10 protein-coding genes and 1 tRNA gene are annotated in these 12,652 nt (G+C 73.4%); 3 read left to right on the top strand and 8 right to left on the bottom strand.

Translation table 11 applies throughout. From position 1 onward, the window contains the following. Positions 1-147 precede the first annotated feature (147 nt). A complete protein-coding gene (locus OUY22_RS32160) occupies positions 148-2,928 on the top strand; it encodes a helix-turn-helix transcriptional regulator (RefSeq protein WP_270159021.1) in 2,781 nt (926 codons plus the stop codon). Positions 2,929-2,967: 39 nt separating this feature from the next. Here OUY22_RS32160 and OUY22_RS32155 read toward each other — a convergent pair whose 3' ends face one another. Then, a complete protein-coding gene (locus tag OUY22_RS32155; RefSeq protein ID WP_270159020.1) occupies positions 2,968-4,422 on the bottom strand; it encodes an acyl-CoA carboxylase subunit beta in 1,455 nt (484 codons plus the stop codon). A gap of 195 nt (positions 4,423-4,617) precedes the next feature. Between OUY22_RS32155 and OUY22_RS32150 the strand changes: the two genes are divergently transcribed. Beyond that, a complete protein-coding gene (locus tag OUY22_RS32150; protein WP_270159018.1) occupies positions 4,618-7,824 on the top strand; it encodes a GH92 family glycosyl hydrolase in 3,207 nt (1,068 codons plus the stop codon). Positions 7,825-7,828: 4 nt separating this feature from the next. Here OUY22_RS32150 and OUY22_RS32145 read toward each other — a convergent pair whose 3' ends face one another. The 7 genes from OUY22_RS32145 to OUY22_RS32115 all read right to left on the bottom strand — a co-directional run bounded on the left by OUY22_RS32145 (position 7,829) and on the right by OUY22_RS32115 (position 12,355). Next, positions 7,829-8,737 (bottom strand): SMP-30/gluconolactonase/LRE family protein, encoded by a 909-nt coding sequence (locus tag OUY22_RS32145; protein WP_270159016.1) that lies wholly within the window; start codon positions 8,735-8,737, stop codon positions 7,829-7,831. An 88-nt stretch (positions 8,738-8,825) separates the two neighbouring features. Continuing rightward, positions 8,826-8,898 (bottom strand) — tRNA-Ala (locus OUY22_RS32140). A gap of 57 nt (positions 8,899-8,955) precedes the next feature. Beyond that, positions 8,956-9,177, bottom strand: coding sequence for an alanyl-tRNA editing protein (locus OUY22_RS32135; RefSeq protein ID WP_270159015.1), 222 nt, complete (start codon positions 9,175-9,177; stop codon positions 8,956-8,958). 291 nt (positions 9,178-9,468) lie between these two features. Further along, positions 9,469-10,707, bottom strand: a complete 1,239-nt coding sequence (locus tag OUY22_RS32130; RefSeq protein ID WP_333486827.1) for a CynX/NimT family MFS transporter — start codon at positions 10,705-10,707, stop codon at positions 9,469-9,471. A 160-nt stretch (positions 10,708-10,867) separates the two neighbouring features. After that, positions 10,868-11,578 (bottom strand): SRPBCC family protein, encoded by a 711-nt coding sequence (locus OUY22_RS32125; RefSeq protein ID WP_270159014.1) that lies wholly within the window; start codon positions 11,576-11,578, stop codon positions 10,868-10,870. Between the two features lie 31 nt (positions 11,579-11,609). Then, positions 11,610-11,993 carry a hypothetical protein gene (locus OUY22_RS32120; RefSeq protein WP_270159013.1) on the bottom strand — a complete coding sequence of 128 codons (384 nt, stop codon included), beginning with the start codon at positions 11,991-11,993 and terminating at the stop codon, positions 11,610-11,612. Then, positions 11,990-12,355: a hypothetical protein gene (locus OUY22_RS32115; protein WP_270159012.1), complete on the bottom strand. Its 366-nt coding sequence runs from the start codon at positions 12,353-12,355 to the stop codon at positions 11,990-11,992. The genes OUY22_RS32120 and OUY22_RS32115 overlap by 4 nt, the downstream gene beginning before the upstream one ends. 85 nt (positions 12,356-12,440) lie before the next feature. Between OUY22_RS32115 and OUY22_RS32110 the strand changes: the two genes are divergently transcribed. Next, the coding region (locus OUY22_RS32110) for a DUF523 domain-containing protein (RefSeq protein WP_270159011.1) at positions 12,441-12,652 on the top strand (212 nt) is incomplete at its 3' end.

Raw genomic sequence — 12,652 nt, 5'->3', positions numbered from 1 at the left:
GCGGAGGAGCAGGCCGTGTCACAGATCAGGACCAGACGCCCGCGTCCACGACCCACCGCCCGGGACGCGCCCGACCTGCGGACGCCATCCGGCCGCAAGCTGCCCTACTGAGTCCCGGCCCCCGCCGGGACGAGCGAGAGGAGGATCATGGCTCCGGACGACGCGCGGCAGGACGCGGTCCTGCTGATGGATCTGCTGCGGGAGGCGACGGCGGGCAGGGGCCGGATCGCGATGGTCACGGGCGCGGTCGCCACCGGCAAGAGCGAGCTGCTGCACGACTTCGCCGACCGGGCGCTGGACCAGGGCGCGCTCCCACTCTCCGCGACGGGCTCCCGCGCGGAGCGCGACCTGCCGTTCGGCGTGCTCTCCCAGCTCGCCCAGAACGCCCCCACCGCCGAACACCGCGCCGCCACACTGGAGCTGCTGCGCGAGGGCGCCCGCCCGCCCGCGCCGGGCGCGCAGTCCTTCGAACCGGTGAACGCCCGGCTCGTGGACGCGCTCTGCGCGGTGCTGCGGGAGCTGTCGGAGCGCCGCCCGCTCGTCATCGCCGTGGACGACGTCCACCACGCCGACCACGCCTCCCAGCTCTGCCTGTCCTACCTGGCGCGACGGGTGAAGTACGCCCGGATCCTGCTGGTCCTCAGCGCCCCGGACCACGGCGCACACCCTCAGGACGTGCTGCGCACGGAGGTGCAGCGGCAGCCGCACTGCCGGCAGGTCAGACTGGCGCACCTGTCGGCCGAGGGCGTGGCCGCGCGGGTCCGGGAGCGGGCGGGCGGGCAGGCCGCCGGCTTCTTCGCCACCCGCTGTCACGAGCTGAGCGGCGGCAACCGGTTGCTGGTGGACGCGGCGCTGGAGGACCTCGGAGCCACCGGTGAACCCGGCGAGCGGTACGCGGAAGCGGTGCTGGCCTGTCTCCAGCGCGCCGATCCCGGCCTGCTCCCGATGGCGCGCGCGCTGGCCGTGATGGGCGAGCCCGGCGCCGCCGGCCGGCTGCTCGGCCAGGGTGAGGCCGCCGCGGCCAGGGCCGTGCGGGCGATGACCGGGGCCGGCCTGCTCGCCGGCGGCCGCTTCCGGCACCAGGTCGCCGCGTCCGCCGTGCTGGCCGGGCTGGACGGCGGCGAACTGGCCGCGCTGCACCGCCAGGCCGCCGAGCTGACATACCTGGAGAGCGCGCCCGCCGCCGTCGTGGCCGGCCATCTCCTGCGCACCGGTCACGCGGGCGACCCGTGGGCGCTGTCGGTGCTGGAGGAGGCCGCCAAGCAGGCGCTGCGCGACGACGGCGTGGAGCCGGCGATCGAGTACCTCACGCTGGCCTGGCAGGAGTGCCACGACGAGCGGCGCAGGGCGCGCATCGCCACCACGCTGGTCCGGGCCAAGTGGCGGATCGATCCCGGCACCCCGATCGGGCATCTGGCCGAGCTGACCGAGCTGACCGAGGCGCTGCGCCACGGCCATCTGGGCGGCGGCGACGCCATCGTGCTCGCCAGGGCGCTGTTGTGGCACGGCCACGCCGCCGAGGCCAGGGACGTGCTGAGCCGCCTGGGCGACCGGGAGGAGCTGGACCGGGAGGCGGTGGTGGAGCTGGAGGCGGCCCGCGCCTGGTTGCGCAGCAGCTGGCCCGCCTTCCTGCCGCACCTGCCGGAGCCCATGCCCGAGCAGGCGAGCGCCGTCGCCCGTTCCCTCGGCGGAGACCGCCGGCTGGAGTCCGCCGACGCGCTGGCCTCGACGCTGCGCGAGGGCCCGCAGGAGGAGCTGGTGACCGCGGCCGAGCGCATCCTGCGCGGCTCCCGGCTGGACGAGATGTCCATGGACACGGTGGAGTGCGCGCTGCTGACCCTGATCTACAGCGACCGGGCCGACCGGGCGGTGTCGTGGTGCGACGCCTTCGTCGCGGAGGCCGCCGACCGGCACGCGCCCAGCCGCCAGGCCAGGCTGTCGGCGATCCGCGCGGAGATCGCGCTGCGCCGGGGGGACCTGGCGGCGGCGGCCCGCGACGCCCAGCGGGCCCTGGAGCTCATCTCGCCGGAGAGCTGGGGGGTGGCGATCGGCGCGCCGCTGGGCATCCTGCTGATCGCCGGGGCCGCGATGGGCCGTCACCCGGACTATCTGACGCAGGCCGCCCTCCCGGTGCCGGAGGCGATGCTGGAGACCCGGTTCGCCGCCCAGTACCTCTACGGCAAGGGCCGCTTCGCGCTCATGTCGGGCCAGCCCCGGCGGGCGCTGCGCGACCTGCGGATGTGCGGCGAGCTCACCGAAGCGTGGGGGCTGGACGTGCCCGAGTTCGTCCCGTGGCGGCTCGACGCGGCCGAGGCGCTGATCCGGCTCGGCGAGGCCGAGGAGGCGCGCGGGCTGATCGAGGCCCAGCTCGCCGGGTGCGGCAAGCGCTCCAAGCGCGTGCACGGGATGGCGCTGCGCCTGCTCGCCGCCGCGGGCGAGGTGCGGCACCGCGTGATGCTCCTGCGCCGCGCCGCCGACCTGCTGCAGGCGGGCGGCGACCGGTACGAGCACGCCAGGGCGCTGGTCGACCTGACCGAGGCGTACCACGCGATCGGCGAGCACCGCAGGGCCGGGATGCTGGGTGGCCGGGCCGGCGCGCTGGCGCGGGAGTGTCACGCGGACTCGCTGCTCCGCTCGCCGTCACGGGGCGCGGCCGCCGTCACCTCCTCCGCCCGGCACCACGGCCGCGTCGGCCACGGGCGGAGCGCGGACGGGACGCGGAACGGGACGCCGGAGGCCGCGGCGACGCTCAGCGAGGCCGAGCACCGGGTGGCCGCGCTGGCGGCGGAGGGGTACTCCAACCGGGAGATCTCCGGCAAGCTCTTCATCACCGTGAGCACGGTGGAACAGCACCTGACGCGGATCTACCGCAAGCTCGACGTCTCCCGGCGGCGTGACCTGCCTGCCGGGCTTTCCGGCAGGGCGTAGGGCGTCACCGGGGCGCGCGGGTGCGGTCGCGGCGGGCGTTCACAGCGGGATGTTGGAGTGGCGCCCGCGGGCCGGCGCGGCCCGGTCCAGCACCTGGGCCAGCCGCAGCCGCGTGGTCTCGGGGGCGATCACCTCGTCCACCACGCCGAGGGCCATCGCCCGCACCACGCCGCCCGCGGTCCTGCGCTGCTCCTCGGCCAGCCGGGCGCGCAGGGCCTCGCGCTCGTCGTCGGGGGCCGCGGCCAGGGCCTTGCGGTGCAGCACGCCGACGGCGCTCTCCGCGCCCATGACGGCCACCTCGGCGTCCGGCCAGGCGAAGGTCGCGGTGGCGCCGAGCGAGCGGGAGTTCATCGCGATGTAGGCCCCGCCGTAGGCCTTGCGGGTGATCAGCGTGACGCGCGGCACCACGGACTCGGCGAAGGCGTGCAGGAGCTTGGCCCCGCGCCGTACGACGCCGCCCCACTCCTGGCCCACGCCCGGCAGGAAGCCCGGGACGTCGACCAGCACGATCAGCGGCACTCCCAGGGAGTCGCACATGCGGACGAAGCGCGCGCTCTTCTCCGCCGACAGCGAGTCCAGGCAGCCGCCCTTGCGTATGGGGTTGTTCGCCAGCACCCCGACCGGCCGGCCGCCGAGCCTGCCGAGCCCGACCAGCACGTTGGCCGCCCAGCGGGGCTGCAGTTCCTCGAAGTCCGGGCCGCCGTCCGGGCCGCCGTCCACGAGGGCGTGCACGAGCGGCCGCACGTCGTACGCCCGGCGCGGCGACTCGGGCAGCAGCGCGCGCAGATCTCTCGGCTCGCGCAGCGCGGCCGTGTCGAACCGGCCCCGCCCGCCGCCCAGCAGCCCGGCGAGGCGCCGGGCGCGGAAACAGGCGTCGTCCTCGTCCGCGGCCGGCACGTGCGCCACCCCGGACCTCGGGCCGTGCGCCTCGGGACCGCCGAGCGCGGCCATGTCGATCTTCTCGCCGGTGACGCTGCGCACGATGTCGGGGCCGGTGACGAAGACCCGCCCGGAGTCCGCCATGACGACCACGTCCGTCAGGGCCGGGCCGTACGCGGCGGCGCCGGCGGCCGGGCCCAGCACGACCGAGATCTGCGCGACCACGCCCGAGGCCCTGGTCATCGCGGCGAACATGCGGCCCACGCCGTCCATCGACTCGACGCCGTCGGCGAGCCTGGCGCCGCCGGAGTGCCACAGCCCGATCACCGGGCAGCCCTCGGCCACGGCGGTGTCGGTGGCGGTCACGATGTGCCGCGCCCCGGCCGCGCCGAGCGCGCCGCCCATCCTCCTGGCGTCCGTGCAGAAGGCGATGACGGGCCTGCCGTCCACCCGCCCCCGCACCGCGGTGACGCCGCTGTCGTCGTCGGGGTGGAGCACGGCGGGCGTGCCCGGGTCCAGCAGCTTCGCCAGCCTGGCCGACGGATCACGCGGATCGTCGGCGGGCAGCGCGCGGCTCGCCCTCGGCTCGTCCGTCATCGTGGGCAAGACGGTCATCCCTGATCCCCTGCGCTCGGCGGTACGCCGCGGATCCCGGCCCGCGGCACCTCGAATGTGCCGCCGCCGGCGGTGACCGCCAACCCCTATTTCACACGTGGCGGATGGCAACTTGTGCGCGCCGTTTTCGCTCGTTGACCTGGGAGGAGGCGCGCAGTTTCGTTAGCACGACCTCACCCTCGAAAGGTGCGCGCCATGTCGTTATGGTCGTTACCGTTAGTCACCACGCTGCTGGCCGCGACGATGCTCCCGGCCGGGACCACCCCTACCGAAGACCCCGCGGCCGCCGCGCCGCATGACCCGGCCTCCCTGGTCAACGTCTTCCACGGCACGAAGGAGGCGGCGGCCGACTTCGGCCACGGCGGAGGCGGGGGCATGACGTTCCCCGGCGCCGTCCTGCCCTTCGGGATGATGCAGTGGAGCCCCGACACGGTGGAGGACGCGGGCGGCGGTTACCGCTGGGAGGACGACCGGCTACGCGGCTTCTCCCTGACCCACATCTCCGGGCCGGGCTGCACCGGCGCCCAGGACTTCCCCGTGATGCCCTTCTCCGGCCGGATCGGCCGCTCCCCCGCGACCCACGGGATGGACTACGTCCAGGGCTTCCAGCACGCCAACGAGACCGCCTCGCCCGGCTACTACGGCGTCACCCTCGACACCGGCGTCAAGACCGAGCTGTCGGTCAGCACGCGCGCGGGCGTCGGCCGCTTCACCTTCCCCGCCGGCAAGCCGGCCACCCTGCTGCTGAACACCAGCGGCTCGATCAACGGCGTCGACGACGGCGAGACCCGCATCACCGGCGACACCGTCGAGGGATGGGTGCTGACCGGCGGGTTCTGCGGGCCGCCGACACGGTACAAGGTCTACTTCCACGCCACCTTCGACCGGCCCGTCACCGGCTTCGGCACCTGGAAGGACGACCAGGTGCTGCCCGGCGCGCGGACCGTCGCCAACGCCTCGAAGAGCAAGGTGACGGGCCACGTCGTCACCTCCGACGATGTGGTGGTGAACGGCCCGGGTTCGGGGGCGTACCTGGAGTTCGACCCCGCGACGCCGGTGCAGATGCGCGTCGGCCTGTCGTACGTGAGCGTCGAGGGCGCCAGGAACAACCTGCGGACGGAGATCGGCGCCAAGAACCTGGAGCAGGTGGCGAGCGAGGCCGACGCTGTCTGGAACGAGCGCCTCGGCCAGGTGAGCGTCACCGGCGGGAGCGAGGCCCAGCGGCGCACCTTCTACAGCAACCTCTACCACGCGCTGCTCCAGCCGTACGTCTTCGACGACGTGGACGGCACCTACGTCGGCTTCGACTACGAGCCGCGCAAGGTGCCCCCGGGACGCCACCACTACGCGACCTTCTCCGGCTGGGACGTCTACCGCAGCGAGGTGCAGCTGCTGGCCCTGCTCGCGCCGGACGTGGCGAGCGACATCGCGCAGTCGATGTACCGCAACGCGCAGGACCTCGGCAACGTGTGGGACCGCTGGTCGCACCAGAACGCGGTCACCGGGGTCATGGTGGGCGACCCGTATCACGTGATCCTGTCCACGATGTACGCGTTCGGCGCGCGTGACTTCGACGCCGCCGGGGCGCTGAAGGCGATGACCGCCGCCGCCCGGCGCGTGGGCCCCATGGACATCGGCCACCCGCTGCTGGACTACGACGAGCGGCCGGGCAACGCCGCCTACATGGCCAAGGGGTACAAGCCTTCGGACCCGGCCTCGACCCTGGAGTACGGCATCGCGGACTTCGGCATCGCGCAGCTCGCCTCGCGGCTGGGCGACCAGGGCACGCGGGCCGAGTTCATGAAGCGGGCGCAGGCGTGGCAGCACCTGTTCAACCCGGCCCGCAACTGGGTCCAGCCCCGGCTGAGCGACGGCTCGTTCACCGCGCCGTTCGACCCGGGCGCGGCGGACGTCTACATGGAGGGCAACGGGGCGCAGTACCACTGGCTGGTGCCGCACAACCCGCAGGGCCTGTTCACCGCCATGGGCGGCGCGGACGCGGCCGTCACCCGGCTCGACGGCTACTTCACCGAGCTGAACGCCGGCCCGCACCGGCCGTACGCCTATCTCGGCAACGAGGTGGCGCTGCAGTCGCCGTGGCTGTACGCGTGGGCGGGGCAGCCGTACAAGACGCAGGAAGTGGTACGCCGGACGCAGAAGGAGCTGTTCGGCCCCGGCCCCGACGGGCTCGTCGGCAACGACGACCTCGGCACGATGGGCGCCTGGTACGTGTGGTCGGCGATGGGGCTGTTCCCGGCGATCCCCGGCCGCGCGGAGCTGCTGGTCAACACCCCGCTGTTCGACAAGATCACGATCAGGCGGCCGGGTGGCGACATCGTCGTCAACGCGCCGGGCGCCGGTGGCGGCTACATCAGAACGCTGCGGGTGAACGGCGCCGCGACCTCGCGGGCGTGGCTGCCCGAGTCGTTCGCGACGCGGGGCGGACGGCTGGACTTCACGGTCGGGTCATCGCCGAACCGGGCGTTCGGCGCGAACCCCGCGGACGCGCCGCCGTCGTTCGGCGAGGGGGCCGAGCCGTACCTGCTGGGGCTGAACCCGGGCACCGGGCCGGTGGAGCCCGGCGGCACCTACCGGGCCGACCTCACCGTGCGCTCCACGGGCGCGGCGGCCACGGTCGCGTGGCGGGCCGACCCGCCGGCCGGGATCACGGTGACGCCGTCGAGCGGGACCGTGTCCGTACCGGCCAAGGGCGCCGTGACCCGCAAGGTCACGATCACCGTGGCCGCGGGCGTGCCCCTCGGCTTCCACACCGTGCCGATCAAGGCGGGCCGGGCCACCGGAGGCGTGCGGCTGAACGTGGCCGCGCGCGGCACGCCGGCGTGGCACCACAACAACGCCGGCATCGGCGACGCCGCGGAACCGGACGAGGCCAACATCGACGGGCCGGGGTTCAGCTACTCGGCGCAGGCCCTGGCCGACGCCGGGATCGAGCCGGGCGGCACCGTGAACTGGAAGGGCTTCTCCTTCACCTGGCCGGACCGCAGGCCGGGCGAGTGGGACAACCTGCGGCCGGGCACCGCCCCGATCGAGGTGGCCGCGCCCGCCGGGGCGAGCAAGCTGGCGTTCCTCGGCTCGGGCGTCAACGGCTGGCCGGAGTCCAAGGTGACGGTCACCTACACGGACGGTTCGACCAGCACCGGCACGCTGGGGCTCAGCGAGTGGATCCTGGACTTCGGCGGCGAGCCTCCCGCTTTCGGCAACGAGGTGGTCGCCTCCACGCCGATGCGGCTCTACTGGGGTTCGTGGGCCTTCCAGCCCATCGGCGCCCACGTGTTCGCGGCCCAGCCGATCACCCTGAACCCGGCCAAGAAGGTGGCGAGCCTGACGTTCGCCCCGGCGGAGGACGGCGAGCTGCACCTGTTCGCCTGGGCCTTCCAGTGACGGGTCAGGAGGCCCAGACGGGGCGGGCGCCGCGGATGCTCAGCAGCACCGAGTACAGCGACGTGGTCGCGGTGATGAACACCCGGTTCCGTTTGGGCCCGCCGAAGACCAGGTTGGAGACGCTCTCCGGCAGGTTGAGCCTGCCGAGGAGGGTCCCGTCGGGGTCGTAGCAGTGCACCGAGGACCCGACGGCCGCCCACACGCGGCCGTCGGAGTCCAGGCGCAGGCCGTCGAAGCCGCCGTCGCCCTCGTGCTCGGCGAACACCCGGCCGCCCGCCAGGGTGCCGTCGTCGCGGACGTCGAAGACCCGCAGGTGGCGTTCCTGCGTGTCGGCGATGAAGAGCTTGCTCTCGTCCAGGGAGAAGGCCAGGCCGTTGGGCCGGGTGAAGTCGCCGGCGACCATCGCGGTCTCGCCGGTGACCGGGTCGATCCGGTAGACGTGGCAGCCGTCGATCTCCTGCTCGGCCTGGTGCCCCTCGTAGTGGCCCAGGATGCCGTACGGCGGGTCGGTGAACCAGATCGACCCGTCGGAGCGGACGATCACGTCGTTGGGGCTGTTGAGCCGCCTGCCCTGCCAGCTGTCCGACAGGGTGGTGACCGAGCCGTCGTGCTCGGTCCTGGTCACCCGGCGGGCGCCGTGCTCGCAGGAGATGAGCCGGCCCTCGCGGTCGAGGGTGTTGCCGTTGACGTAGCCGGACGGCTGGCGGAACGGCGCCACCGCGCCCGTCTGCTCGTCCCAGCGCAGCAGCCGGTCGTTGGGGATGTCGCTCCACACCAGGAAGCGGCCCGCCGGGAAGTAGACCGGCCCCTCCGCCCAGCGGGTCCCCCGGTACAGGCGTTCGACGTACCTGTCACCGCCGACGCTCGCGATGCGCTTGTCGAACGCCTCGAACTCCACAGGGATGAGATCCACGGCGACAGCCTCCCTCGGGGAACGGAAGGCTCCTTTCATACCAAGACCCCTGCCGGTGACGACAGGGGTCAGGGTGACGAAAAACGAGTGGAGCTATGGGGATTCGAACCCCAGACCTCTTCCATGCCATGGAAGCGCGCTACCAACTGCGCCATAGCCCCTTGCGGATGCGTCGCCAAGTGTATCCGACTTTCCGCCCACCCGTGTCACCACGCGCCTCACCCGAACCGCCGCCCGGGGGTGACGGTGGTGCGCATGGTCAGCGACTGCTCCCCGGCCTCCAGGGTGACCGTGATCCCGCCCAGCTCCCCCGTACGCCGCACGTGGGTGCCGCCGCACGGGATCGACGCCTCGCCCTCGGGCAGGGCGCAGCGCCAGGTGCGGCGGGCGGTGAGCCCCGGCCCCGGCACGTCGACCCGGACGGGGACGTCGGCCGACACCCACGCCTACGAGCCAGTCCCAGCCGTCGGCGCCGCGCCGTACGGGGATGTCCGCGCCCAGGAGCACCTCGCCGCCGGGCTCGCGGGCGCCGGTCACGCAGTCGAGCACCGGCAGGCCGCCGATGACGCCGCGGTCGGCGGGCTGGTCGGGCCAGGTGTGGTCCAGGGGGTGGAACGGGGTCTCGGCGACGACGAGGCCGTGCCGCTCCCCCACCGGCACGGCCCCGACGATCTCGGAACGGCCACTGACATGACCGTAAGGGAAGGTGACAACTGTCGAGTTCACGGACGTCATCCTGGCAGAGACACGCGTCGCTCGTCCTCCACATAGCGGTCGCGGCCCGCGTACAGGCCCGTGAACAGCTGCACGGCCAGCACGGCGAAGATCAGCAGGTACGGGAGCGTCCAGCCGCCGCTCACCTCGCGCAGCACGCCGACGAGCAGCGGCCCGGCGCCCGCGATGAGGTATCCGGCGCTCTGCCCGAAGGCCGACAGGGCGGCGGTCGTCTCCGCCGTGCGGGTGCGCACGGCGAGCATGGTGAGCGCCAGCGGGAACGACCCCATGCCGATCGCCACCAGCACCACCCACCCGGGCGCGGTGGACGCGGGGGCCAGCCACAGCCCGAGGAACCCCACCGTGTAGGCGGCCACCAGACCGGCCACCACCGGCCGCTGGTCGCGGAAGCGGGCGGCGACGGCGGGGACGAGCAGGGAGACGGGGATGTTCAGCGCGGTGAAGGCGCCGAGGATCACGCCGGCCTGGCCCGTCGAGTATCCGCCGTCGGTGAGGATGGCGGCCAGCCAGCCGAACATGATGTACGCGATCATCGACTGGGTGCCGAAGTAGACGGCGATCGCCCAGGCCAGCCTGCTGCGCGCCATCCGGCGCAGGCCGGAGCCCGCCCGGCCGTGGTCCCGCTCCGGCTCGCTGCGCAGGAGCGCGAGCCACGGAAGCGCGGAGACGGCGGCCAGCGCCGCCCACACCCCGAGCGCCACGTGCCAGTCCCCCGACGCCTGCTCGATCGGCACGGTGGCCGCGGCGGCGAGCATGGTGCCGACGGCCAGCGAGGTGGTGTAGACGGTGGTCATGGTCCCGGTGCGGGCCGGGAAGTGCCGCTTGATCAGCGTGGGGATGAGCACGTTGCCGACCGCGCCGCCCGACAGCGCGACGGCGCTGCTCAGCAGGAACACCGGCGCGGTGTCCACCAGGACCCGCACCAGCATCCCCCCGCCCAGCGTCATCAGGGAGAGCAGGAGCAGCCGGTGTTCGCCGACGCGCCGGGCCAGCGTGGGAGTGATCGCGCCGACGGTGGCGAAGGCCAGCACGGGAAGCGTGGTGAGCAGACCGGTGCCGACGCTCGACATGCCGAGCGAGGCGGACAGCTGGTCCAGCAGCGGGCCGACGCTGCTGACGGCGGTGCGGAGGTTCAGCGCGGCCAGGACGATCCCCAGCACGAGGAGCCAGGCGAGAGGGCTGGTTCTGGTCCGTTCCTCCGGGGTGAGCACGCTCATGCCGCGCGAATCCTCCACTCATCAAGTCATAGGATGAATCATTCGCTTAACAGCACCATGAGCGACATCTATTCCACACATCCCAGCGAATCTCACCAAACACACAGTTGTCTGGCGTAACCACCCCAGACAACGCAAAAACCCCCGAGGGTTCGGGGGTTTTGCGAAGACGCCGGGGCTACAGCACCGGTCGGGGGCCCTGCGGGGGCTCGTCCCGGGGCGGGACGGGACCGGGGGGAGGGAGCGTGCCGGCGTCGCCGGGGATGCCGGTGTCGCCGCCGACCGTGCCGGGAGGCATCGTGCGGTCGCCGCCGACCGTGCCAGGGGGCATCGTGCGGTCGCCGCCGACCGTGCCAGGGGGCATCGTGCGGTCGCCGCCGACCGGGCCGGGGGGCGCCGGGTGGTCGTCGCCGCCGAGCCCGGAGCCGTGCTGGTGAGGGCCGGGGACGTCGCCGCGCCACGCGCCGGTCTCGCCGCCGCGCGACTCGATGAACTTCTTGAAGCGCTCCATGTCGCCCTTGACGCGCGTCTCGACGATGTTGAGCCAGTCGCCGACCTTCTCGGCGAAGCCCTCGGGCTCGTACTCCATCTGGAGGGTCACCCTCGTGGTCTCCGGGGTGAGCCGATGGAAGGTGACGACGCCCGCCTGGTGCGGCCGTTCGACCGACCGCCAGGCGATGCGCTCGTCGGGGTGCTGCTCGGTGACCTCGGCGTCGAACTCCCGCTTGACCCCGGCGATCTCGGTGATCCAGTGGGTGCGCGTGTCAGTGATCTGCTTGACGGACTCGACGCCTTCCATGAACTCGGGGAAGCTCTCGAACTGGGTCCACTGGTTGTACGCGGCCCTGATCGGAGCGTTGACCTCTACAGCGTGCTCGATCGTACTCATGGAACACCGTGCTGCCCGCGAGATAGCGCCGTTAACGTCGGCGCCACAGCCAATAGAGGCCCACGAGGGGCAGCACCAGCGGGATGAACAGGTAACCCTTGCCGTATCCGGACCATACGGTTTCGTCGGGGAAGGCGGCCGGCCAGAGCAGGCTCGCGGTGCCGATGACGAGCACCCCGGCCAGTTCGATGAAGAGCGAGACCAGCGCGAGCCGGCGGGCGCCGCGCACGAGCGCGACCGTGAGCAGGGCGTAGACCAGCGCGGCGAACGCCGACAGCGCGTAGGCCAGCGGCGCCTCGGCGAACCTGGTGGCGATCTGCACGGCGGCGCGGGCGCCGGCGGCCAGCGCGAACACCCCGTAGAGGGCGACCAGTGCCCGGCCGGGTCCTGAGCCGAGCCCGGCGGTGTCCGTCACGCGGCGCCCTGCCAGACCTGCAGCAGCCGCCCGGTCATCACCGCGATCGCGAAGCCCGCCACCACGAGGATGGCCGGGCCCCAGCGGCTGCGCTCGGCGAGCGCGAGGAACACCCCGGCGGGCGGGATGAGCGCCTCACCGGCCAGATAGCCGTAGATCGTGGCCGTCTCGTCCGCGGGCCCCTCGCCGCCGGCCATCGCGGCGATGATGAACCCGGCCTGGACCAGCACCGCCACTTCGAGCAGGACGAACCCGGACAGCAGGATCACGCCCATCGGGCGGTCGCGGATGGCGGTGATCAGGCTCGCCAGCGCCAGCAGGAGCGCGCCGACGATGACGACCGTGGCAACGGTGGTGTTCATCGCTGCACAGGTTATCGCCCGCCCTGGTCGGCCCCGATTCCGTCCCGCACCCGCGACCATAGGATCCGCTCATAGGATCGAAGGCATGGAGAGGATCCTGGTCAGCGCGTGTCTGATGGGCCGGCGGGTCCGCTACGACGGCGGGGCCAAGACCAGTTCCGACCAGCGGCTGGCGGCCTGGCGGCGGGAGGGGCGGCTGGTCGCGTTCTGCCCCGAGGTGCAGGGCGGGCTGCCCGTGCCCCGGCCGGCCGCCGAGATCGAGGGCGGCGCGGGCGGGGCGGCCGTGCTGGACGGCCG

The sequence above is a fragment of the Nonomuraea corallina genome (assembly GCF_027620315.1).
In the GTDB taxonomy this organism is placed as follows: Bacteria; Actinomycetota; Actinomycetes; order Streptosporangiales; family Streptosporangiaceae; genus Nonomuraea; species Nonomuraea corallina.
The sequence above is the reverse complement of the archived record's forward strand: the minus strand, read 5'-3'. Positions and strand labels throughout refer to the sequence as shown.